The organism is Enterococcus sp. DIV1304_2 (assembly GCF_050555445.1).
Taxonomy (GTDB): Bacteria; Bacillota; Bacilli; order Lactobacillales; family Enterococcaceae; genus Enterococcus_B; species Enterococcus_B pernyi.
In genome coordinates this window covers 3,037,501-3,060,132 of sequence record NZ_CP187851.1, presented here as the reverse complement: position 1 = coordinate 3,060,132, position 22,632 = coordinate 3,037,501, and the positions used below count along the sequence as shown (strand labels likewise).

21 protein-coding genes, 1 rRNA gene and 1 other annotated feature (1 of these 23 only partly in view) are annotated in these 22,632 nt (G+C 39.5%); of the genes, 17 read left to right on the top strand and 5 right to left on the bottom strand.

Annotated elements, in window-relative coordinates; translation table 11 throughout:
• Positions 1-539 precede the first annotated feature (539 nt).
• The 4 genes from rpmH to jag all read left to right on the top strand — a co-directional run bounded on the left by rpmH (position 540) and on the right by jag (position 2,725).
• Positions 540-674: a 50S ribosomal protein L34 gene (gene rpmH / locus IGJ14_RS14100; protein WP_002293121.1), complete on the top strand. Its 135-nt coding sequence runs from the start codon at positions 540-542 to the stop codon at positions 672-674.
• Positions 675-792: 118 nt separating this feature from the next.
• Positions 793-1,149, top strand: coding sequence for a ribonuclease P protein component (rnpA, locus tag IGJ14_RS14095; RefSeq protein WP_010734564.1), 357 nt, complete (start codon positions 793-795; stop codon positions 1,147-1,149).
• Complete coding sequence (locus IGJ14_RS14090; RefSeq protein ID WP_010734565.1) at positions 1,146-1,967, top strand: YidC/Oxa1 family membrane protein insertase; 822 nt, start codon at positions 1,146-1,148, stop codon at positions 1,965-1,967. Before rnpA ends, IGJ14_RS14090 begins: the two co-directional genes overlap by 4 nt.
• Before the next feature lie 14 nt (positions 1,968-1,981).
• Positions 1,982-2,725, top strand: coding sequence for an RNA-binding cell elongation regulator Jag/EloR (gene jag / locus IGJ14_RS14085; RefSeq protein ID WP_019722885.1), 744 nt, complete (start codon positions 1,982-1,984; stop codon positions 2,723-2,725).
• A 160-nt stretch (positions 2,726-2,885) separates the two neighbouring features.
• On the opposite strand, the gene IGJ14_RS14080 is transcribed toward jag, so the two are convergent.
• Positions 2,886-3,224, bottom strand: a complete 339-nt coding sequence (locus IGJ14_RS14080) for a heavy metal-binding domain-containing protein (protein WP_010734567.1) — start codon at positions 3,222-3,224, stop codon at positions 2,886-2,888.
• 339 nt (positions 3,225-3,563) lie between these two features.
• Between IGJ14_RS14080 and mnmE the strand changes: the two genes are divergently transcribed.
• A complete protein-coding gene (mnmE, locus tag IGJ14_RS14075) occupies positions 3,564-4,961 on the top strand; it encodes a tRNA uridine-5-carboxymethylaminomethyl(34) synthesis GTPase MnmE (RefSeq protein WP_019722884.1) in 1,398 nt (465 codons plus the stop codon).
• Positions 4,962-4,975: 14 nt separating this feature from the next.
• Complete coding sequence (mnmG, locus tag IGJ14_RS14070) at positions 4,976-6,877, top strand: tRNA uridine-5-carboxymethylaminomethyl(34) synthesis enzyme MnmG (RefSeq protein ID WP_019722883.1); 1,902 nt, start codon at positions 4,976-4,978, stop codon at positions 6,875-6,877.
• A gap of 79 nt (positions 6,878-6,956) precedes the next feature.
• On the opposite strand, the gene IGJ14_RS14065 is transcribed toward mnmG, so the two are convergent.
• On the bottom strand, positions 6,957-7,481 hold the full coding sequence (locus tag IGJ14_RS14065) for a VanZ family protein (protein ID WP_029593983.1): 525 nt from the start codon (positions 7,479-7,481) through the stop codon (positions 6,957-6,959).
• Positions 7,482-7,756: 275 nt separating this feature from the next.
• Here IGJ14_RS14065 and IGJ14_RS14060 point away from each other — a divergent pair, with 275 nt between their 5' ends.
• From IGJ14_RS14060 to guaB, 10 genes are all read left to right on the top strand, one after another.
• A complete protein-coding gene (locus tag IGJ14_RS14060; protein WP_019722881.1) occupies positions 7,757-8,275 on the top strand; it encodes a hypothetical protein in 519 nt (172 codons plus the stop codon).
• Positions 8,275-9,624: a lipase family protein gene (locus IGJ14_RS14055; RefSeq protein WP_019722880.1), complete on the top strand. Its 1,350-nt coding sequence runs from the start codon at positions 8,275-8,277 to the stop codon at positions 9,622-9,624. The genes IGJ14_RS14060 and IGJ14_RS14055 overlap by 1 nt, the downstream gene beginning before the upstream one ends.
• Before the next feature lie 286 nt (positions 9,625-9,910).
• A complete protein-coding gene (gene rsmG / locus IGJ14_RS14050) occupies positions 9,911-10,624 on the top strand; it encodes a 16S rRNA (guanine(527)-N(7))-methyltransferase RsmG (protein WP_010734577.1) in 714 nt (237 codons plus the stop codon).
• Between the two features lie 11 nt (positions 10,625-10,635).
• On the top strand, positions 10,636-11,403 hold the full coding sequence (locus IGJ14_RS14045; RefSeq protein ID WP_010734578.1) for a ParA family protein: 768 nt from the start codon (positions 10,636-10,638) through the stop codon (positions 11,401-11,403).
• Positions 11,390-12,280 (top strand): ParB/RepB/Spo0J family partition protein, encoded by an 891-nt coding sequence (locus IGJ14_RS14040; protein ID WP_010734579.1) that lies wholly within the window; start codon positions 11,390-11,392, stop codon positions 12,278-12,280. Before IGJ14_RS14045 ends, IGJ14_RS14040 begins: the two co-directional genes overlap by 14 nt.
• Positions 12,281-12,298: 18 nt before the next feature.
• A complete protein-coding gene (locus IGJ14_RS14035) occupies positions 12,299-12,490 on the top strand; it encodes a DUF951 domain-containing protein (RefSeq protein ID WP_010734580.1) in 192 nt (63 codons plus the stop codon).
• Between the two features lie 8 nt (positions 12,491-12,498).
• Positions 12,499-13,599 (top strand): redox-regulated ATPase YchF, encoded by a 1,101-nt coding sequence (gene ychF, locus IGJ14_RS14030; RefSeq protein ID WP_010734581.1) that lies wholly within the window; start codon positions 12,499-12,501, stop codon positions 13,597-13,599.
• Positions 13,600-13,679: 80 nt separating this feature from the next.
• The gene (locus IGJ14_RS14025) at positions 13,680-14,375 is read left to right on the top strand and encodes a DUF1129 domain-containing protein (RefSeq protein WP_019722878.1); all 696 of its coding nucleotides are present in this window, start codon (positions 13,680-13,682) and stop codon (positions 14,373-14,375) included.
• Positions 14,376-14,624: 249 nt separating this feature from the next.
• Entirely contained in the window at positions 14,625-14,957 is a 333-nt protein-coding gene (locus IGJ14_RS14020; protein WP_019722877.1) for a hypothetical protein, read from the top strand.
• Positions 14,958-15,234: 277 nt separating this feature from the next.
• Positions 15,235-16,719, top strand: coding sequence for an IMP dehydrogenase (gene guaB / locus IGJ14_RS14015; RefSeq protein ID WP_010734584.1), 1,485 nt, complete (start codon positions 15,235-15,237; stop codon positions 16,717-16,719).
• 69 nt (positions 16,720-16,788) lie between these two features.
• On the opposite strand, the gene serS is transcribed toward guaB, so the two are convergent.
• The 3 genes from serS to IGJ14_RS14000 form a co-directional block, all read right to left on the bottom strand.
• The gene (gene serS, locus IGJ14_RS14010; RefSeq protein WP_019722876.1) at positions 16,789-18,060 is read right to left on the bottom strand and encodes a serine--tRNA ligase; all 1,272 of its coding nucleotides are present in this window, start codon (positions 18,058-18,060) and stop codon (positions 16,789-16,791) included.
• Between the two features lie 50 nt (positions 18,061-18,110).
• Positions 18,111-18,323, bottom strand: a binding site (T-box leader).
• Positions 18,324-18,348: 25 nt separating this feature from the next.
• On the bottom strand, positions 18,349-19,554 hold the full coding sequence (locus tag IGJ14_RS14005) for a sensor histidine kinase (protein ID WP_023520586.1): 1,206 nt from the start codon (positions 19,552-19,554) through the stop codon (positions 18,349-18,351).
• Positions 19,541-20,230 (bottom strand): response regulator transcription factor, encoded by a 690-nt coding sequence (locus tag IGJ14_RS14000; RefSeq protein ID WP_010734587.1) that lies wholly within the window; start codon positions 20,228-20,230, stop codon positions 19,541-19,543. Before IGJ14_RS14000 ends, IGJ14_RS14005 begins: the two co-directional genes overlap by 14 nt.
• Before the next feature lie 884 nt (positions 20,231-21,114).
• Here IGJ14_RS14000 and IGJ14_RS13995 point away from each other — a divergent pair.
• A 16S ribosomal RNA gene (locus IGJ14_RS13995) occupies positions 21,115-22,632 on the top strand (it continues 43 nt past the right edge of the window).

Below are 22,632 nucleotides of genomic sequence, written 5' to 3'. Positions count from 1 at the left end.
ACAAGGCCTCCTCCTTCATTAAAAGTAAATAGCTAGTACTAATTTAGCATTTTTTACAAAAGTTTTCCACAGAAAGAAAAGAAAAAAATTTTTTATAACAATTATCCACATTATCCAGAAGAAAAAAAAAGAAGAAAAACACAGGGAGGAAAAAAAGATATCCACAAGAGTAATCAACAGGTGGATAAGTGGTGTAAAACTAGAGATTTACCCAGTGGGTTGTGGATAAAAAAAGTAATAATGACAGTACTTACAGAAATCAATGCACAGGAAATTATGGAATTGTGGATTACTTATTTTCAGCTGTTTATTCTGTGTAAAAACTAAGGGTAAATTACTGTGGAAAACTTCTGTGTATAACTTTATCCACATTGAAAACACAGCGCGAAAAATACCGTTGTGGATAAAATGAGAGAAGTATTTTCGAATAAAAGCTTTTTTTTATATTGACAAATCACCTAAGTACTCGTTATACTATCAAAGTATGTCTGTGTTTAATTCATGTACATGTAGATAAGAATTTCTGGAGGTGGAACAAGATGAAAAGAACATACCAACCAAATAAACGTAAACGTCAAAAAGTTCACGGATTCCGTAAACGTATGAGTACTAAAAATGGACGTCGTGTTTTAGCTAGCCGTCGTCGTAAAGGAAGAAAAGTTCTTTCAGCTTAGACCACTGGGGTTACAGTGGTTTTTTTTATGCCCTTTTTTAGAGGAAAAGGTGAAAGACTTATAGGAAATATGGTATGATTGGGAGCGTAAGTGAGAGATAGAAAAGGAAAGAAAACGAATGAAAAAAGCGTATCGAGTGAAAAAAGAACGAGAGTTCCAAGCGGTGTTTCAAACCGGCGCTTCCTTTGCTAACCGTAAGTTTGTCGTGTACCGTTTAGAAAAGAAGGAACAACCGCATTTTCGTGTTGGCTTATCTGTAGGTAAGAAAGTCGGAAACGCTGTATGTCGCAATGAAGTAAAACGAAAGATCCGTGCAGCGATCTATTCATTGAAAGAAGAGATTGAGCCGGAATTAGATTTTATTGTGATTGCTAGACCAAGCATTAAAGGATTGACTTACGATGAGATTCGCTCCAACTTAGTCCACGTCTTAAAGCTTGCAAAAATAATCGACAGAGAGGAAAAGAGTAAGTGAAGAAATACAAACGTTTACTTTTGATGGCCGGGCTTGTCGGTCTGATCATCGTCTTATCCGGTTGTGGAACTGGAGAAGTCAGCGCACAAAGTACAGGAATTTGGGATCGCTACATTGTTTATTATTTTGCAGAAGCGATTAAAGCATTGTCATTTGGAAATGTTGGGATCGGGATCATTTTATTCACGATCATCATTCGCGTAATTTTATTACCATTAATGCATTTCCAAACAAAAAGTATGCGTAAGACCCAAGAACTTCAACCAAAACTAAAAGCGATCCAACAAGAATATAGTTCAAAAGATCCTGAAACACAAAGTAAGTTAAGAGAAGCACAACAACGGTTATATGCTGAAAATGGTGTAAACCCATATGCAGGTTGTTTACCTTTATTAGTACAAATGCCAATCTTAATGGCTTTATGGCAATCAATTTCTCGTGTTCCTGCGTTGAGTCAAGGTCACTTCTTGTGGTTGAACTTAGGGAACGCTGACCCAACCTTTATTTTACCAGTGTTGGCTGCCATCTTTACATTTGCAAGTACGTATTTATCAAGCATGAGCCAAGTGGAATCGAATGCTTCATTGAAAGTCATGAATTTTGCGATGCCAGTGATGATCTTAGTTATGGGGGTCAATTTAGCCAGTGGACTTTCACTATACTGGGTAGTATCAAATGCTTTCCAAGTGTTCCAAACACTATTGATCAACAATCCATTTAAAATCAAACGTGAGCGTGAAGAAGAAGCACAACGCATCCGTGAAAAAGAACGTGCTTTGCGTAAGGCACAAAGTCCTAAGAAAAAACGTAAAAAATAAGGGAGGGAATGCAAATGCCGATTTATGAAGCTGCAACCGTAGATGAAGCTGTTGAAATTGGATTGAATGAGTTAGGACTAGCAAAAGAGCAAGTCGCTATTGAGATACTTGATGAAGGAAAAAAAGGATTTCTCGGAATGGGAAAAAGAAATGCCAAACTTTCAATCGAACCGAATATCAGCGAAGTTGTCTCTGAAACGATCGAAGAAACCGTAGAAGAAGTGTTGGAAGAAACATCTGTTCAAACAGAAGATACGGGTGAAATCGAACCTGAGGACTTGATTGAAGAAAAAAGTGAATTAGGTGACGAAGCAGCTTTATCGGAATTAGCAACCTATCTCACTGAGATCTCCCAGCAACTAAATGCACCAGCTGTAGTAAAAATGACACGAGAAGCGAATTTGATCGTCTTCCATTTAGAAACGGATAAACAAGGTCTGTTGATCGGCAAACATGGAAAAACGTTAAATGCTTTGCAATATTTGGCGCAAGTGTTCATTCATCGAGTAGCCGGTAATAAACTCTCTGTCGTGGTAAACGTGGGCAACTATCGTGAAAAACGACAAGAGATCATCCAACGTTTAGCTGAACGCACCGCAGAAAAAGTCTTGCGTACGGGACATCCTGTATTTTTAGAACCGATGCCTGCGTTTGAACGCAAACAAATCCACGCGGCGTTAAGTAAACATGAGGGGGTACAAACCCACTCAGAAGGTGATGAACCATATCGTTACTTAGTTGTCGAACCAGCCAAATAGCGATTACGAAGAGAAGAATCAAAATCTTGCGATCAGATTGACAAACTTTTCCAAACAAAGTATATTTTATTAGAAATCATTCTTATCGGAGTATACGATGGTAGTCTTTACTTTGGTAGAAAAAACGTGCAGAGCGAAAGCTCTGCACGTTTTTTTGTGATCAGCCAATCGTTGTCTGGACAAATTGGATCACGGTACCGTAAGCAAAAAGTTCGATGATCTGTTTGCCATCTCGGGGTTTTTGTTGATATTCAAAGTGACAATTGATGACTGCATTTGCGCCATAATCTAACACTTTCTTTTTTAATTTTTGTTTTGTTGTCAAGAACATGTCATCACTATTGAATGTAGGGTCGAATAAGTCTCCTTCAATACATTCTGCGACAAATACGATATCTCTGACGATATATTTTTGATTGATATTCCCTGTCGATAACACCACTTCATTGATTCGTGGATCATCTACTCCGTCTACTGCACTAGGCTTAAATTGGGCCATAATTTTTGCTCCTTTCGGTAAAGAAAAAGTATGTAGATACCGTTACCATTTAAGTGTAACGTTTTTTGGAACAAAGATAAAGATATAAGAGTAGATTTACTTCTATAGAGAGTGATCTAATGATAGTTTCAATCAAAAGAATCCTGTGCAGAAAAAGTTTAAGATTGATTAGTGACTCTCATAAAAATAAACAAAAAAGCTTGATTACTAGAATTAGATATGATAGTCTATGACCAGAATTTAAACAGAACAAGCAGTCAAAGTGCGAAGTTCACCATTTATTGCAAAGGGTGAAGTGGGCACTTTTTTTGTGCGTAAAATGAAAAAGGAAGTGAAAAAATGGCTGAAATAACCTTAGAATTTGATACGATTGCAGCAATCTCTACGCCACCCGGAGAAGGGGCGATAAGTATTGTGCGTTTAAGCGGTGATCAAGCGCTGACCATTGCCAATAAAGTCTATCAAAGTGGCAATAAACAGTTGTTGGATGTTCCTAGTCATACGATTCATTATGGGCATATCGTCGATCCCAAAAGTGAACAATTAGTCGATGAAGTCATGGTATCCGTCATGCGCGCACCACGAACATTTACCCGAGAAGATGTTGTAGAAATCAATTGTCATGGGGGCATCGTTGTCGTCAATCAAATTTTACAGCTTCTATTAAGAGAAGGCGCACGTTTAGCAGAGCCAGGAGAATTTACAAAGCGTGCCTTTTTAAATGGACGAGTTGATTTATCCCAAGCTGAAGCAGTCATGGACCTGATCCGTGCCAAAACAGACAAGGCGATGGGTGTCGCGTTGAACCAATTAGATGGGAATCTGTCTGCATTGATCCGTTCCCTTCGACAAGAAATTTTAGAGACATTAGCACAAGTCGAAGTGAATATCGATTACCCTGAATATGATGATGTCGAAGAATTGACGACAAAACTTCTATTAGAAAAAGCGCAGATGATCCAACAACGTATCGAAGTTCTTTTAGCAACATCACAACAAGGCAAGGTCTTACGAGAAGGATTAAGTACGGCCATCATCGGTCGTCCAAACGTTGGTAAGTCAAGCTTACTGAACCATTTATTACGAGAAGAAAAAGCCATCGTGACAGATATTGCGGGAACGACAAGAGATGTGATTGAAGAATACGTCAATGTTCGTGGCGTACCGTTGAAACTGATCGACACAGCAGGTATTCGGGAGACAGAAGATATCGTGGAACAAATCGGTGTTGCTCGTAGTCGTAAAGCTTTGGCAGAATCTGAATTGATCTTACTTGTCTTGAATCAAAGCGAGCCGTTGACAATTGAAGATGAACAGTTGTTGGAAGCAACAAAAGGATTGAAGCGGATCATTCTATTGAATAAAACTGATTTACCGAAACAATTAGAGGAAGACAAGCTTTTATCATTGATCGAGGATGAACCAGTATTCGCTGTTTCGGTTGCCAATAATGAAGGGTTAGACCGATTAGAAATGGCCATCTCTGAGTTGTTCTTTGGCGGGCAAACTGGCGAAAGAGATGCAACTTATGTATCCAATACCCGTCATATTGCCTTGCTCGAAAAAGCGGCCATCTCTTTACAAGAAGTGATCGCAGGAATCGATGCGGGCATGCCTGTTGACCTCGTTCAAATGGATATGACTCGCTGTTGGGATTACCTTGGTGAAGTCGTAGGAGATAGTGTCCAAGATGAATTGATCACACAATTGTTTAGTCAATTTTGTCTTGGAAAATAAAGGAGGAACAGTTCTTGAATCATTATCAAGCAGAAGAATATGATGTGATCGTTGTCGGCGCAGGACATGCTGGTTCAGAAGCCGCTTTGGCTGCTGCACGTATGGGATCAAAAACGTTACTATTAACGATCAATTTAGATATGGTGGCATTTATGCCATGTAACCCTTCCGTCGGCGGTCCAGCCAAAGGCGTTGTCGTTCGCGAGATTGATGCACTAGGCGGCGAAATGGGTAAAAATATTGATAAGACATACATTCAAATGAGAATGTTGAACACTGGGAAAGGACCTGCTGTCCGAGCATTACGAGCACAAGCAGACAAGCATGCCTATGCCAATGAAATGAAACATACAATTGAAAAAGAAGACAATTTGACGTTAAGACAAGGAATCGTCGAAGAATTGATCGTTGAAGATGGGGTTTGTCGTGGTGTAGTCACTTCAACCGGTGCAAGCTATCGTTCAAAAGCAGTCGTTATCACTGCGGGTACCGCATTACGTGGTGAGATTATTATCGGTGAATTAAAATATTCGTCTGGTCCGAATAACTCACAACCATCAATTGGTTTAGCCAATCATTTAAAAGAATTAGGTTTTGCCATTGATCGTTTTAAAACCGGAACGCCTCCACGTGTGAAATCAAGTACGATCGATTACTCTGTCACAGAAGAACAACCGGGGGACAAGGAGCCAAATCATTTTAGCTTTGCCACGCCGGACAGTGCCTATAACTTAGAACAAGAACCTTGTTGGTTGACTTATACAGGTGAAACGACCCATCAAATCATTCGTGACAATCTACACCGCGCACCAATGTTTACAGGAATCGTTGAAGGCGTCGGCGCACGTTACTGTCCTTCAATTGAAGACAAAATCGTCCGTTTTGCAGACAAACCACGTCATCAACTCTTTTTAGAACCAGAAGGATTGAATACAGAAGAAGTGTATGTTCAAGGGCTTTCAACTTCACTTCCAGAAGACGTCCAAGTGGATATGTTGCATTCGATTGCTGGATTAGAAAAAGCAGAGATGATGCGTACGGGCTATGCCATTGAGTACGATGTGGTCGAACCACACCAGTTGCGTCCAACATTAGAAACGAAAGTCGTAGAAAATCTTTATACGGCCGGTCAAACCAATGGGACAAGTGGATATGAAGAAGCAGCGGGACAAGGGCTGATTGCAGGAATCAATGCAGCATTGAAAGTTCAAGGAAAAGAGCCATTAGTCATCAAACGTAGTGACGGCTATATCGGTGTCATGATCGATGATTTAGTCACGAAAGGAACGAATGAACCTTATCGCTTACTGACGTCCCGAGCAGAATATCGTTTACTTCTTCGTCATGATAATGCTGATCTGCGCCTAACAGAAATGGGTCACCAGATCGGTTTAGTAAAAGAAGATCAATATGCTGCTTACTTGAAAAAGAAAGCAGCAGTTGAACAAGAAATCAAACGTTTGATGAACGTTCGTATCAAACCGACAGCAGAAGTCCAAGCCTTTTTAGCAGAATTAAATGCTGCACCATTAAAAGATGGTGTACTAGCAAGTGATTTCTTGCGCCGTCCAGAAATCAGTTATGCCGATCTGTTACGATTTATTCCAGAAAATCCAGAATTAACACGTAAAGAAATCGAGCAAGTTGAAATTCAACTAAAATACGAAGGATACATCAAAAAAGCATTAGAAAAAGTAGAAAAACTAAAACGGATGGAAGCCAAACGCATCCCAGAAAACATTGACTACGCTGCGATCAACGGATTAGCAACGGAAGCAAAACAAAAGCTTCAAAAAATCCGTCCAGAAACCATCGCACAAGCAAGCCGCATCAGCGGTGTCAATCCAGCGGACCTAAGCATCTTGATGGTCTATATTGAACAAGGGAAGATTGCGAAAGTGGAAACATCTGCTTAAATAAAGCACTAAACAAAGAAAGAGCTGACGAATGATTGATTCGTCGGCTCTTTTTTTATTAGAAAGAACATAGAGTAAATTACTTATGTAAAAAAGAAGAAACCTGGATATTCCATTGACTGATCAGCCATCTATGTATACATGCGCCTAAAAGAAACCCACAAGTATTTACAACAACATCGCCCAAATCAAAGATCCCTAGGTAAAAGAAATATTGAATCCATTCAACTCCTAAGACAGATAAAATGACCAAGCAACTACTCTTCCAACTCAATGGTAAAATCCAGCCTAGCGGAAGAAACATCAAAAAATTAAACAGCACAATCATTGGATCACCGGAAATCAAATCCTTCACCCACGAAAAAAGCTGAAGTTCCATTCCTCGTATCCCAATGTTTTTCAAGAAAAGTAAATAAATGAGAAAAGAGAGATAGAGAAAAGAAAAAAAGATTAGCCATTCCCGATAGATTTTTCTAGTAAAAACACACTGTAAAGTGACATAAAGGGACAGTGCAATAATTATCACTAAGAAGAAAGGAACCCAAAAATCGACAGGGCCAGATGGTGGGAAAAGTGTAATAGAATAATAGTAGAGATAACGCATGAAAAACCATCGAGAAAAAAGTAAGCAAGATAGTAGCATTAAAAATCTTAAAAATAACAATTTTATTTTTGCTTCGATCTAAAAAACCTCCTTATTTTTGTTATAATCAATTGAGATGAGCTTTATAGACGAACATACGTCACAATAATTATCTTTCTCTCTATAAGTATACATAAAATAACTAAATGTTAAAATAAGATCGCAGAATAAAATGAAGTATACGTATCTTATTGTGAAGCATCGACAAAAATAGTAGCTAACTGAAAGGAGGATATATGAAGAAACGATATTGGCTAGGTGTGTTAGTAATAATTATCTTAGGAGGAATCGGAGGAAAAATGTATATGCATAAGAGACAAGAAGATCGCCAAGAATTGCTGGAAATACAGAAAGATCTGGCAAATTATGTGTATAACAATTATCGGCTCTATATAAACAATCGAGAAAAAGAAGAAGAAATCTTCAGGAAATATGACCATGGACAAGGAGAAATGACAACAGAAGAATATTTGAAAGCATTGTTGGAGGTCAGAGAATATGCGGAGATAACTAAAATTGAATTTACTGGATATTCAGTGAGTCCGATGAATTTTTTGACCATTTATTTCACTGTAAATGGAGTATATGAGGAGGAAGTAAGTTTAAGTACTATTTCCGCAGAAACAAATAAACCTATATACATGATTTCTGATAGCACTGGAACTGGTCCTTATTATATTACAAAAAGAAAAGAAAAAATTAATTCGATTATGGCAGATGAACAAATTATCTATTACGAAGGAGGGATAGATTGATGGATCAAAATAGGTGGCTATCTGATTCTGTGTATAAAGTTGAAGATGGATTGATAAAAGTAAATCATCTAGTAAAAGAAATCCCTTATATAGTCATAAAAACAGTAGATACAAATAAAGACAAAATCGGTAATGAATCTAAGCCAAAGAAAAATAGTATGCAAGCAATGGTAGTTGCTAAAATAAAAGAGGAATATCTTGGGTACAATGAAGAGCAATTAAAAAAAGTCCCTGGCTTCCCCGACTCCGTCATCACCAAAAACCTGACGATTGCCTATGCTGGCACGACTTCGCTCAAAGATTGGCACACAAACCTTGAGGAAATTGGTCGAAGTAATAAACATCCAGATGGCGCATTTTTCTCCGCTTTAAACTATGCCCGTGAAATTGAAAAGCAGTATCCCAAATCAGCTGGCTATACGATCTCAACGACTGGGCACTCGTTAGGTGGAGCTAAAGCACTTTTTGTCGCAGGGCTCAATGGTTATGACAGTGTGACGTACGGCGCGGCAGGACCAGGGCTTGCACAAGCATTATTTGATAATCATCCCGGTACCCTGATCAATATCTACGACACTTCGGATGTCGTCACGAGTGGGCTTTTCACTGGTGGGAAAGGGATGCTTCCAATCAATAGTTTTGGAATCGATAATTCGGGCTGGGAAACATTTGGCCATTCGCTGGATCAATTCAGAACGGATGAAGAGGGAAATTATATCGATAAGCATGGCCAGATCATCGTATACGTTGATGGCAATGGGGGGATATTTTTAGCCCCAACTTTGTGGCAACAAACACTTTTTGAAAACGAAGCAACGATCAAACTACTAGCAGTCAGTGGCGAACATACGCTAGATGAAATCAAGCGTTTGAAAGAAGAAAATGAGTGGCTCAAGGTTCAAATCAAAGAATTCTTGACCTTAAAAGAGTTACAGCAGAAGCTGACTGCAAGTGGTGGCGGACTTTCTCGGTCAGAAAAAATTTATTTAGAGGATAGCCAAGCATTGGCTGTCGTACGGACCGCAGCAAGTAAATTTGATGAGGCGATGGGCAATGTTCGCGTGATTTACCAAAACGGGATCACGGAGTTGGAAGAGTTATGGAATGACTGGTTGAGAAGAATACGCAATTATACGCCGCATTTAACTTATAACGAGGTAATTGAAACATTAGCCGAAGTGGATTGTACAAAATGGGAGATTGTCGATGAACCAACACAGGAATTTAGAGATAAGATTCGCCAAATTGATCAGATGTCAGAACAGTTTCAAACACTCGCCGATGAAATTACCCAAAAGATTAATGAAATGGTGGCTCAGGACAAAGAATTAGCGAATCAATTGTTCTAACACTTGCTACAAAAGTGAACGATCGATAAAGGCCCTATTGAGAAGTGACTGTTGTCTAACTAAATAATAGAAAATAAAGGAGTGTGAGCAACGGGCAGAACACTCTTTTTGTGTTGTCCGAGGGCTGATTATTTTTTTATTTTAGAAGTAGAATTTACCTACTTCCGAATTTGGCATAACCTCCTTTAAATTTATATATAGAAAGATTGCAACTCAGCTCATTTTGCGTTAAAGTAGGAAGAGATTCTGTGAAACAATTAGCTGTTTCACAATGAAAGGACAAATTATGACACCAGAAGAATTTCGCCAAGTCTTGGCAGAAAAAGACATTCATTTATCAGATAAGCAAATGGCGCAGTTTGACCGTTATTTTCATTTATTAGTCGAGTGGAATGAAAAAATGAATTTGACGGCGATCACTGATCGAGAAGAGGTTTACTTAAAACACTTTTATGATTCATTGACATTGGCATTTGATGTTGATTTTTCAACTGGCCTGACTTTATGTGACGTCGGCTCAGGAGCTGGGTTCCCAAGTATTCCTTTAAAAATTGCTTTTCCTGAGTTACAAATAACGATTGTTGATTCCTTGAATAAGCGAATCACTTTTTTAACTGAGTTAACGAATCAATTAGAAATCGATGCATCTCTTTATCATGATCGTGCAGAAACATTTGGGCAAAATCCGCAATTCCGTGCATCATTTGATTTTGTGACTGCTCGTGCAGTGGCACGTTTGAATGTATTGACGGAACTGTGTTTACCATTAGTGAAACAAGAGGGCTATTTCTATGCACTGAAAGCTGCGAAAAGCGAAGAAGAATTGGCAGAAGCGAAACCAGCGATTGCGCAATTAGGTGGTAAATTTATCGGAGAGCAAGCAATTGAACTACCTAAAATCTCGGACAAACGCCACATTCTGATTATACAGAAGAAGAAACCAACACCGAAGAAGTATCCAAGAAAACCTGGGTTGCCGAATAAGCAACCAATCAAGTAGGAGGAGAAGAGATGGCACAAATTATATCCGTTGCAAATCAAAAAGGCGGCGTTGGTAAAACAACGACAACTGTAAATCTAGGTGCTTGTTTAGCCAGTTTAGGTAAACAAGTGTTGCTAGTAGATATGGATGCACAAGGAAATGCCACTAGCGGAGTAGGCATTCGTAAACCTGATGTGACACAAGATATTTATGATGTATTAGTCAATGAGTTACCAATTGCTGAAGCGACAATTGCTACTGAACATGAAAACTTGAGTATTGTGCCTGCCACTCTTCAATTAGCGGGAGCGGAAATTGAATTGACCTCAATGATGGCAAGAGAATCACGTTTAAAAAGTTCACTGGCTGAAGTCAACGATCAGTATGACTACATTTTAATTGATTGTCCGCCATCTTTAGGTCATCTAACCATCAACTCATTTACTGCAAGTGATTCGATTTTGATCCCTGTGCAGTGTGAATACTATGCGTTAGAAGGGTTAAGTCAACTGCTGAATACTGTTCGCTTGGTACAAAAACACTTCAACCCTGAATTGGAAATCGAAGGCGTGTTATTGACGATGTATGACGCTCGAACGAATCTAGGGAATGAAGTGGTGGAAGAAGTACGGAAGTATTTCCGTGAAAAAGTGTATGACACAGTGATTCCTCGAAACATTCGTTTGTCAGAGGCACCAAGTCATGGAAAACCTATCATTGATTATGATCCGCGTTCCAGAGGCGCTGAAGTGTATCAAGCATTAGCAAAGGAAGTGGTCGATCGTGAAGAAAAGTAAAGGACTAGGTCGGGGAATCGACGCGCTGTTTCAAGATTTGGAAAATTTAGAAACAGTCAACGTGAAAGATGAAACTGTTATTCAGTTGCCACTAAACGAATTGCGTCCTAATCCGTATCAACCACGTAAAACATTTGAAGAAGTATCATTGCAAGAATTAGCGAACTCGATCGAGTACTCCGGCGTCTTTCAACCGATCATTGTTCGTCGTTCGTCGGTGAAAGGTTATGAGATCATCGCAGGTGAACGTCGTTTCCGGGCGTCTAAGTTAGCTGGCAAAGAAACGATTCCTGCAATTGTCAGAGATTTCGACGAAGAAGCGATGATGCAAGTTGCAGTTTTAGAAAACTTACAACGTGAAGACTTGAATCCTTTAGAAGAAGCAGAAGCTTACGAGATGTTGATGAAGAACTTAAAGTTGACACAAGCTGAAGTCGCAAGTCGTTTAGGGAAAAGTCGTCCTTATATCGCAAACTATTTGCGTTTATTGACATTGCCTGATTTAGTGAAAGAAATGGTCCAAGATCAACGATTATCTATGGGACAAGCTCGTACGTTACTTGGATTAAAAAATAAACAATTGATATTAAAATTAGCCAATCGTGTCGTCACAGAAAATCTAACGGTTCGACAATTAGAGCAGATTGTTTCCGAGCTGAATCAAAATGATGGGCAAGAAAAGAAAAAAATCCCACGTTTAGCAAAGGAAAAACCGTATTATATCCGTGAGAGTGAAGATCGCTTGATGGATAAATTTGGAACAAGTGTCGCCATCCAAGAAAAGAATGGGAAAGGTAAAATCGAAATCGAATATCTTTCACAAAATGATTTAACTAGAATTCTTGATATTCTAAATATTCAATTTGATGAAGAATAAACAGAGGGAGGCTATGTTATGTACGACTTACATGATATCGTAGAAATGAAAAAACCTCATGCTTGTCAAACGAACCGTTGGGAGATCATCCGAATGGGCGCTGATATCAAAATCAAATGTATGAATTGCGGTCATATCGTGATGATGACCCGTCGAGAATTTGAGAAAAAAATGAAAAAAGTACTTGAAAAAAATGTAGAGAAAGAGTGAATGAATTTATGGCATTAACTGCTGGAATTGTGGGTTTACCCAACGTAGGAAAATCAACTTTGTTCAATGCAATTACAAAGGCGGGAGCAGAGGCTGCCAACTATCCTTTTGCGACTATTGATCCAAATATTGGAATGGTTGAAGTACCTGATTGGCGTTTACAACGTTTAACAGAATTAGTAAAACCAAAGAAAACTGTACCAACAACCTTTGAATTTACAGATATTGCTGGAATCGTTAAGGGGGCAAGTAAAGGTGAAGGATTAGGAAACCAATTTTTAAGTCATATTCGACAAGTAGATGCAATCTGTCATGTCGTTCGTTGTTTTGACGATGACAACATCACACACGTAGAAGGACGTGTCGATCCTTTAGCAGATATCGATACGATCAATCTAGAGCTTGTCTTAGCAGATTTAGAGTCAGTGACGAAGCGCTATACACGTGTGGCAAAAATTGCAAAAACAAAAGATAAAGATGCAGTCGCTGAATTAGCGGTGTTAGAGAAAATCAAACCAGTATTAGAAGATGGACGTTCAGCACGTTCGATCGAATTTACAGAAGAAGAACAAAAAATCGTTAAATCTTTATTCTTGTTAACAACAAAACCGATCTTGTATGTGGCGAATGTGGCAGAAGATGAAGTAGCAAATGCAGATGCGAATGAATATGTTCAAGCAGTCCGCAATTTTGCTGCAGAAGAAAACGCAGAAGTGATTGTCGTTAGCGCCAGAGCAGAAGAAGAAATTGCTGAGCTGGATGACGAAGATAAAGCAGAGTTTCTTGAAGCATTAGGCATTGAAGAGTCAGGGTTGGATCAATTGATTCGTGCGGCGTATGACCTATTAGGATTAGCAACATACTTTACAGCAGGTGAACAAGAAGTTCGTGCGTGGACGTTCAAAAAAGGAATCAAAGCGCCACAAGCTGCAGGAATCATCCATACCGATTTTGAACGTGGCTTTATCCGTGCAGAAACAGTCTCATTTGAAGATTTAGACCAATACGGAACGATGCACGCAGCGAAAGAAGCCGGACGTGTACGATTAGAAGGGAAAGACTATGTCGTTCAAGATGGCGACGTTATGTTATTCCGTTTTAATGTATAAAAAGGCTATCATACGGTGTATGTGATATGTTAAAATGTCTTTTGTGACAACCGTCAGCGTCTAAGGAGGACTGTAAAATAATGGAAGCAGAACAGTTACGCGAAATCGTAAAAGAAAATGCGCAGTTAGAAGAACAACTAACAAAACGTAATCAACAATATATTTTTGACTTAAAGAAGTCGCTAGAAGCAGCGAATTTATCAGAAGAAGAAAAAGTAACGGCTTTGCATGAGATGTTACCCGTTTTAGTATCCGAACAAAAAGGTGGGAAAACAGCCCGCCAATTATTTGGAACGGTATCTGAAAGAACAGAAGCAATCATCAATAAACCGGTTGAAGTGAAAACTTCTTCGACACCAACGTTGATGTGGTTGGACAATACATTACTCTTACTCGGATTATTGAGTGTCATGATCGCAATCACTGGATTGTTTTCACGTGAAACAACGCCTGCTTATGGAATCACCACACTTGTACTAGGTTCAGCTATTGGTGGATGGGTCTTTTACTTGATGTACAAGTATATTTACCAGTATGAGTATCCAGGTGCTGATCGTAGTAAAAAACCTGGAATGGGTAAAACCTTGTTGATTTTGGGTGGAACGACATTGATCTGGGTCATTGCTTTTTCAGCAACAACCTTGTTGCCACCAATCGTTAACCCGTTATTAGATCCAGTAGTGATCATCATCATCGGTGCAGCAGCTCTTGCGTTGCGTTACTATTTAAAGAAAAAATATGGCATCGTTGGCAGTCTTTCTGTTCCAAGAAGATAATTTATTGGACTTAGAAATTATGTGACTTACGAGACGAACAATAAAGAAGAGAATGTGTTAGCATTACGCTGCCCGTTCTCTTTTTTATTGTTTATTTCTATTGATTTGACAGTGACGACCATGATCTCAAAACACTCTTTTATTATTATAAAAAATAATAAAAGAGTGTTATTATCAAATAATAGAGATAATCACTGATGTTATAAAACATGTTGAGCGAGATAGTTAAACGATGAGGGGTGAATGAATATGAAAAAAGTCAAATGGATATTTTCTATCAATGCTGACGGAGTGCCTCTGTTTGGTTATGCCGGAATCAAAACTGGACAATTTATTCTTGGGCATGGAAGAAAGTTTCAAAAAGAAATGCGGTCTGTTTTAGGACCAGAAATCGAGCTGGATTTCATTAGCTATAATACAAGAAACCCAGAGACACTAACTGCTGATTTATTTGTGTATACCGATGTCGATGAAAAGTATCTTGACGAAGAGACGAAGAAAAAAGGCTTAAGCATTCCCTATAAACTATATTATTTGAATGAGATTGAAAAGATCAAAGAATCGATCGAAGCAAATGTTTAAAAAGTGAATCGCATCTTTTCTTTCTTGAAGTGTACTCGTTTCAGTTTAGTAAAAATATTGAGTAAGAAAAAAGAACGTGCAGTGTAAGACGAAAGCGCTAACTAACATTTGATCTTGATCAAACATTAGGAGACGCTTCATTATGCTGGTACGTTCTTTTTTTAGGATTCACTGAGTAGTTCCTTAGAAAAAACAAGGGATTAGTAGAAGTTGTTGACTTACAAAAGAAAATCGATTATTTTAGTAGATAAACTAAACAAGAGGAGTGGTACTAAAAATGTCCAACTGGGAAACAAAGTTCACGAAAAAAGGATTTACTTTTGATGATGTCTTATTGATACCAGCAGAAAGTCACGTGTTACCAAACGAAGTGGATATGAGTGTACAATTAGCAAAAAATATCAAATTGAATATTCCTATCATCAGTGCAAGTATGGATACAGTTACTGACAGCAAAATGGCGATTGCTATGGCAAGACAGGGTGGTCTAGGTGTCATCCATAAAAACATGACAATCAGCGAACAAGCAGACGAAGTACGTAAAGTGAAACGTTCTGAAAGTGGTGTAATCATTGACCCATTCTTCTTGACACCACAACACTTGGTCGCAGATGCTGAAGAATTAATGAGCAGATACCGTATCAGTGGAGTTCCAATCGTCGAAACATTGGAAAACCGCAAATTAGTAGGAATCATTACAAACCGTGATATGCGTTTTGTTACAGACTTCCATATCGAAATCAGCGAAGTCATGACAAAAGAAAACTTAGTAACAGCCCCAGTAGGCACTTCTCTAAAAGATGCAGAAAAAATCTTACAACAACATAAAATCGAAAAACTACCGATCGTTGATGATGCAGGTCGATTAAGTGGTTTGATCACGATCAAAGATATCGAAAAAGTAATCGAGTTTCCAAATGCAGCAAAAGATGAACATGGTCGTTTGTTGGTAGCTGCAGCAGTTGGTGTGACGAGTGACACATTTGAGCGTGCCCAAGCGTTACTTGATGCTGGCGCAGATGCTATCGTCATCGATACAGCTCATGGACATAGTGCGGGCGTGATCCGTAAAATCCAAGAAATTCGTACAACCTTCAAAGATGCAACGTTGATTGCCGGTAATGTGGCAACAGCAGAAGCAACAAAAGCGTTATACGATGTTGGTGTTGACGTGGTGAAAGTAGGTATCGGACCTGGTTCGATTTGTACGACACGTGTGGTAGCTGGTGTGGGTGTTCCCCAATTAACAGCCATTTACGATGCAGCTTCAGTTGCGCGCCAATATGGAAAAACCATTATTGCAGATGGTGGGATCAAATATTCTGGTGATATCGTCAAAGCTTTAGCAGCGGGTGGACATGCGGTTATGTTAGGTAGTATGTTGGCAGGAACCGATGAATCTCCAGGTGAATTTGAAATCTATCAAGGTCGTCGCTTCAAGACATATCGTGGAATGGGTTCATTAGGCGCCATGGAAAAAGGCTCAAAAGACCGTTACTTCCAAGGTGGCACGAATGAAGCCAATAAGTTAGTGCCAGAAGGTATTGAAGGCCGCGTAGCATACAAAGGAAGCGTAGCAGATATTCTCTTCCAAATGATCGGTGGCTTAAAATCTGGAATGGGTTATGTTGGCTCTGCAAACCTAAAACAATTAAGAGATGATGCACAGTTCATTCAAATGAGTGGCAGTGGGCTGAAAGAATCTCATCCACATGATGTACAAATTACGAAAGAAGCACCAAACTATTCTGTAGAATCATAATCAAACTTCTTGATCAAAAAAAAGCAGCTAAGCAATTCGTGCCAACGAATCACTTAGCTGCTTTATTGTTTATTTGATTACTTTTAGGTTCCCCATGTAAGGCACGAGTACTTCTGGAACTGTGACTGAACCATCTTCATTTTGATAGTTTTCAAGGATGGCAGCAACCGTACGGCCAACTGCTAAACCAGAACCATTCAGTGTATGTGCATAATGGATTTTTCCATCTGCATCTCGGTAACGGATCATCGCACGGCGCGCTTGGAAATCTTCACAGTTTGAGCAAGAACTGATTTCACGATACGTATCTTGTGCAGGGATCCATACTTCTAAATCGTACGTTTTCGCTGCTGAAAAGCCCATATCTCCAGTTGATAATGTCATAACACGGTAAGGTAAGTGTAATTTTTTCAAAATGTCCTCTGCGTCAGCGGTCATTTTTTCAAGTTCTTCATATGAATGTTCTGCATCAGCGAATTTCACCATTTCTACTTTATTGAACTGATGAAGACGAATCAATCCACGAGTATCACGACCGGCACTACCTGCTTCTGAACGGAATGCTGGGCTAAGTGCAGTGAAGTAAACAGGTAAATCTTCTTTTGCTAAGATTTCATTGCTGTAGTAGTTTGTTAAAGGAACTTCAGCTGTTGGGATCAAAGTTAAATCTGTATCAGCTAATTGGAAAACATCTTCTTTAAATTTAGGAAATTGACCAGTACCAAACATAGCTTGGCTGTTTACAGCGTAAGGTGTCATCATTTCAGTATAGCCATGTTCATAGACGTGTTGATCTAACATAAAATTATAAAGGGCACGTTCTAAGCGAGCACCTAATCCTTTATAGTAAACAAAGCGGCTTCCTGATACTTTTGCCCCACGTTCAAAATCAAGAATACCTAGATTTTCAGCAATTTCCCAGTGAGGTTTTGGTTCAAAAGCAAATTGACGAGGTTCACTCCAGCGACGAGCTTCCACGTTATCCTCTTCATCTTTACCCACCGGCACAGAATCATGAGGTAAATTAGGGAGAGTTGTAGCGATTTGTTGTAATTTTTCATCAACTTGTGCGACTTCTTCGTCTAGTGCTTTGATTTTCCCACCGACTTCTTTCATTTCAGCGATCTTCGCAGTTGCATCTTCTTTATTACGCTTTAATTGGGCGATTTCAGCAGATACATCATTACGGTATTTCTTCAATTCTTCACTTTCAACCAACAATTTTCTACGAGATTCATCTAACTCCACGAACTCCGCTAAGATTTCTTTTTTAACGCCACGTGACGTTAATTTTTCTTGTACATAATCAACATTTTGACGGATCATTTTAATATCTAACATTACTTTTCCTCCTTTTTTATATAAAAAAAACCAGCTCATCCAAAGAAATATCTTGGGACGAACTGGTTTGAGTTTCGCGGTACCACCCAAGTTCAGTCTGTAGAGACTGCACTTGTAAACAGATAACGGCTGTTGCCGACCATTCTTATTTCGAAAGGCACATTGGGTGAACTGGAACTTCGAAATTATTTTTTACTGATTTGCACCAACCATCAGCTCTCTTGAAAAAAATAAAATGTACTGGGTTCACTGTTTTCTTCTATTTGTATTCTAAGAATAGCGAAAAATTTAGTTTCCGTCAATATGTTCTGTCAGATTGCCGACTAACTTTTCATTTTTTTTAAGCGGGAAATGCATGATAAAAGACGTCCAATCTTGATCTGACTTCGCATAGATATAGCCACCGTGCAATGCTACGATACTTTGTGCAATGGCTAGACCAAGCCCTGTCCCGCCAGTTTCTTGTGAACGGGATTCTTCCACGCGGTAAAATCGATCAAATAGATTGTCAATGGCTTGTTGAGGAATCATGGCACCATTGTTTTTGACAACAACGATGACTTCTGAACCAAGTTGTTCAATTTCAATGATGATTTTAGTAGCTCCTTTGCCATATTTTAGGGCATTGGTTAATAAATTATTGAATACGCGAACCAACTTTTCGGTATCACCATCCATGATCAGTGAATTGATTGGAGATTCAACAAAAATTTGAATATCCTTTTTAGAAGCTTCTAGTTCAAAATCAGCTGCCAATTGTTCAATCAATTGGATCAAATCAAATGCAGAAAAATTCACAGGAACCGCCGGCTGACGTACCTTGGTATACTCGAACAGATCTTCTACCAATGATTTCATTTGTTTCGCTTTGACATAAGCAGTGTGAGTATATTTCAACAAATCTTCTTCTGTTTGATATTGACCATCTTCAATAAGACCTAAATAGCCAATAATTGATGTTAAAGGTGTGCGAATATCATGACTGACGTTTGTAATCAGTTCGTCTTTTGATTTTTCGATTTTACGTTCGTCTTCAATCGCCGCTACCGTACTGTCCACTAAGCCATTGATACTTTTGACTACACGACTAAGATCGCCGCTTAATTCGAAAGGGATACGATGGTCATAATTGCCATTAGCGATATAATGCAATTCACTAATAATGTGTCGCAATTGCATTTGTCGGTAGCGACGAATCAATCGCCAGTATAATACACCAACATCTAATAGAAAGAACACAGGAAAAATGAAGTTTCGACCATTCCAAAACAAATCACTATCTAAACGCTGGGCAAAGATATTTTTAGAATCCCAAATAGCGTTTGTCAAAGAAGGTGAACTACTGATGATCGAACTGATAATGACCAACATCGCTACATTCAATAGAAGCAGAAGGATGATCGTAATGATTCCTTCTGCTAATAATTCACTGATTTCTTTAGATGTCAGATTGATCCGGCGTCGTTTTTCGATCACTTTTTTATCTTGCATCAATTTTATAGCCCACTCCCCAAACGGTTTGAATGACTTTTTCTCCGCCAGTTGCTTCTTCAATTTTATCTCTTAGATGACTAACATGAACCATTACTGTTTTAGCAGAAACGATACTTTCTTGTTTCCAGACACGTTCAAAGATCTCATCTGCACTGAATACATGGTTAGGATGACTTGCAAGGAGATATAGAATACCAAATTCTAAGGCAGTCAGTTGGATTTCTTTTCCATCGATTGTTTTGACTTCATGTGAGTCTTTATTGATGATCAAGGCATTTACTTCTAGGACATCCGGTTGATCTGGTGTCACTTGCATTTTTGTGCGACGTAACAAAGATTTCACACGAGCCATTACTTCAAGAGGATTAAATGGTTTTGTTACGTAATCATCCGCTCCAGCTACTAATCCTTTGATTTTATCCATATCAGTCGTTTTCGCTGTTAACATAATGATCGGGATTTGTGATTCTTTTCTTAATTCTTTTACTACTTGCATGCCATCCATTTCAGGCATCATGATATCTAGAATAAGTAATTCAATATCAGGGATTGTTCGTACTTTTGATAATGCTTCTTTTCCATCATAGGCTTTTACTGCTTCGTAGCCTTCATTGTGTACGTAGATACTAAGTAATTCAACAATTTCCTTGTCGTCATCTGCGATTAATATTTTCATAAATAGATCCTCCATCGATTAATGTGTTTACTCTTAATATTTTAGCAAAAAAAAAGATAAATAGATAAAAGCAGCGCTTTGTTAAGGAAAATTTTAGAAGAAGAGGGGGTAGAAGGAGGGAAATCTAAGATAAAGGAGGAAACTAAAATAGAAAGTGATGTAAATCAAGGAGAAACATCATTTAAACGAAGTAATAAATTGAGAACGCTTACACAACAATAGTAAGAAAAAAAGAAATTTGATCAAACAAATTAAAAGGTGAACATTATCTTAGTGAAACTAGTTTAAACAGGAGAAAAAACACGAAAAAAACGAATGATTTTGTGCTTCCTGTTTTTAATGATCGACTCTCTTAAAAATGTTGATAAATCAGCCTTTTTTTAGTTGACTTTCAAAATTGATGTTGGTATATTATTATTTGTTCGAAAGAACGGAAAACAAACAAATCGATTCTTAAAATTAGTGATTGACATGTTTGTTGACACATGATAAGATAACGAAGTTGCTTTGGAGTGATTCACTGATTGAAGTTAGTTTCGCAAAGAAAAAAACGAAAAAAGTGATTGACAAATAACAAACAACAAGTTATTATAAGTGAGTTGCTAAAACGACCTCGTGAAAAACGAGTTCAAAAAACTTTTAAAAAATAGTTGACAATCATTCGAGAGTTTGCTAAGATATAAAAGTTGCTACGGCAATCACAAATGATAAATTGAGGCAGTTGTGTTTCAATTATCATGTAGACCTTTGAAAACTGAACAAAGTAAGACAAACCAAATGTGTAGGGCGTCTTGATTCAATTCAAGACAACAAACATTTTTAACAAGCAAGCAATATGCTAGCAAACAATTGAGCTTAACAATCGCAAGATTGTTCTAACTTTTATTTATGAGAGTTTGATCCTGGCTCAGGACGAACGCTGGCGGCGTGCCTAATACATGCAAGTCGAACGCTTCTTTCCCCACCGGAGCTTGCTCCACCGGGGAAAGAGGAGTGGCGAACGGGTGAGTAACACGTGGGTAACCTGCCCATCAGAAGGGGATAACACTTGGAAACAGGTGCTAATACCGTATAACAATCGAAACCGCATGGTTTCGTTTTGAAAGGCGCTTTACGGTGCCGCTGATGGATGGACCCGCGGTGCATTAGCTAGTTGGTGAGGTAACGGCTCACCAAGGCCACGATGCATAGCCGACCTGAGAGGGTGATCGGCCACATTGGGACTGAGACACGGCCCAAACTCCTACGGGAGGCAGCAGTAGGGAATCTTCGGCAATGGACGAAAGTCTGACCGAGCAACGCCGCGTGAGTGAAGAAGGTTTTCGGATCGTAAAACTCTGTTGTTAGAGAAGAACAAGGGTGAGAGTAACTGTTCACCCCTTGACGGTATCTAACCAGAAAGCCACGGCTAACTACGTGCCAGCAGCCGCGGTAATACGTAGGTGGCAAGCGTTGTCCGGATTTATTGGGCGTAAAGCGAGCGCAGGCGGTTTCTTAAGTCTGATGTGAAAGCCCCCGGCTCAACCGGGGAGGGTCATTGGAAACTGGGAGACTTGAGTGCAGAAGAGGAGAGTGGAATTCCATGTGTAGCGGTGAAATGCGTAGATATATGGAGGAACACCAGTGGCGAAGGCGGCTCTCTGGTCTGTAACTGACGCTGAGGCTCGAAAGCGTGGGGAGCAAACAGGATTAGATACCCTGGTAGTCCACGCCGTAAACGATGAGTGCTAAGTGTTGGAGGGTTTCCGCCCTTCAGTGCTGCAGCTAACGCATTAAGCACTCCGCCTGGGGAGTACGACCGCAAGGTTGAAACTCAAAGGAATTGACGGGGGCCCGCACAAGCGGTGGAGCATGTGGTTTAATTCGAAGCAACGCGAAGAACCTTACCAGGTCTTGACATCCTTTGACCACTCTAGAGATAGAGCTTCCCCTTCGGGGGCAAAGTGACAGGTGGTGCATGGTTGTCGTCAGCTCGTGTCGTGAGATGTTGGGTTAAGTCCCGCAACGAGCGCAACCCTTATTGTTAGTTGCCATCATTTAGTTGGGCACTCTAGCAAGACTGCCGGTGACAAACCGGAGGAAGGTGGGGATGACGTCAAATCATCATGCCCCTTATGACCTGGGCTACACACGTGCTACAATGGGAAGTACAACGAGTCGCGAAGTCGCGAGGCTAAGCTAATCTCTTAAAGCTTCTCTCAGTTCGGATTGTAGGCTGCAACTCGCCTACATGAAGCCGGAATCGCTAGTAATCGCGGATCAGCACGCCGCGGTGAATACGTTCCCGGGCCTTGTACACACCGCCCGTCACACCACGAGAGTTTGTAACACCCGAAGTCGGTGAGGTAACCTTTTTGGAGCCAGCCGCCTAAGGTGGGATAGATGATTGGGGTGAAGTCGTA

Bases quoted from the DNA above. Each gene is read 5' to 3' on its own strand.
- ychF (WP_010734581.1), top strand. From the start codon at position 12,499: ATGGCATTAACTGCTGGAATTGTGGGTTTACCCAACGTAGGAAAATCA.
- IGJ14_RS14060 (WP_019722881.1), top strand. From the start codon at position 7,757: ATGAAGAAACGATATTGGCTAGGTGTGTTAGTAATAATTATCTTAGGA.
- IGJ14_RS14055 (WP_019722880.1), top strand. From the start codon at position 8,275: ATGGATCAAAATAGGTGGCTATCTGATTCTGTGTATAAAGTTGAAGAT.
- IGJ14_RS14020 (WP_019722877.1), top strand. From the start codon at position 14,625: ATGAAAAAAGTCAAATGGATATTTTCTATCAATGCTGACGGAGTGCCT.
- rsmG (WP_010734577.1), top strand. From the start codon at position 9,911: ATGACACCAGAAGAATTTCGCCAAGTCTTGGCAGAAAAAGACATTCAT.
- guaB (WP_010734584.1), top strand. From the start codon at position 15,235: ATGTCCAACTGGGAAACAAAGTTCACGAAAAAAGGATTTACTTTTGAT.
- IGJ14_RS14000 (WP_010734587.1), bottom strand. From the start codon at position 20,230: ATGAAAATATTAATCGCAGATGACGACAAGGAAATTGTTGAATTACTT.
- rpmH (WP_002293121.1), top strand. From the start codon at position 540: ATGAAAAGAACATACCAACCAAATAAACGTAAACGTCAAAAAGTTCAC.
- mnmE (WP_019722884.1), top strand. From the start codon at position 3,564: ATGGCTGAAATAACCTTAGAATTTGATACGATTGCAGCAATCTCTACG.
- IGJ14_RS14045 (WP_010734578.1), top strand. From the start codon at position 10,636: ATGGCACAAATTATATCCGTTGCAAATCAAAAAGGCGGCGTTGGTAAA.
- IGJ14_RS14065 (WP_029593983.1), bottom strand. From the start codon at position 7,481: ATGCGTTATCTCTACTATTATTCTATTACACTTTTCCCACCATCTGGC.
- rnpA (WP_010734564.1), top strand. From the start codon at position 793: ATGAAAAAAGCGTATCGAGTGAAAAAAGAACGAGAGTTCCAAGCGGTG.
- jag (WP_019722885.1), top strand. From the start codon at position 1,982: ATGCCGATTTATGAAGCTGCAACCGTAGATGAAGCTGTTGAAATTGGA.
- IGJ14_RS14080 (WP_010734567.1), bottom strand. From the start codon at position 3,224: ATGGCCCAATTTAAGCCTAGTGCAGTAGACGGAGTAGATGATCCACGA.
- IGJ14_RS14035 (WP_010734580.1), top strand. From the start codon at position 12,299: ATGTACGACTTACATGATATCGTAGAAATGAAAAAACCTCATGCTTGT.
- IGJ14_RS14025 (WP_019722878.1), top strand. From the start codon at position 13,680: ATGGAAGCAGAACAGTTACGCGAAATCGTAAAAGAAAATGCGCAGTTA.
- serS (WP_019722876.1), bottom strand. From the start codon at position 18,060: ATGTTAGATATTAAAATGATCCGTCAAAATGTTGATTATGTACAAGAA.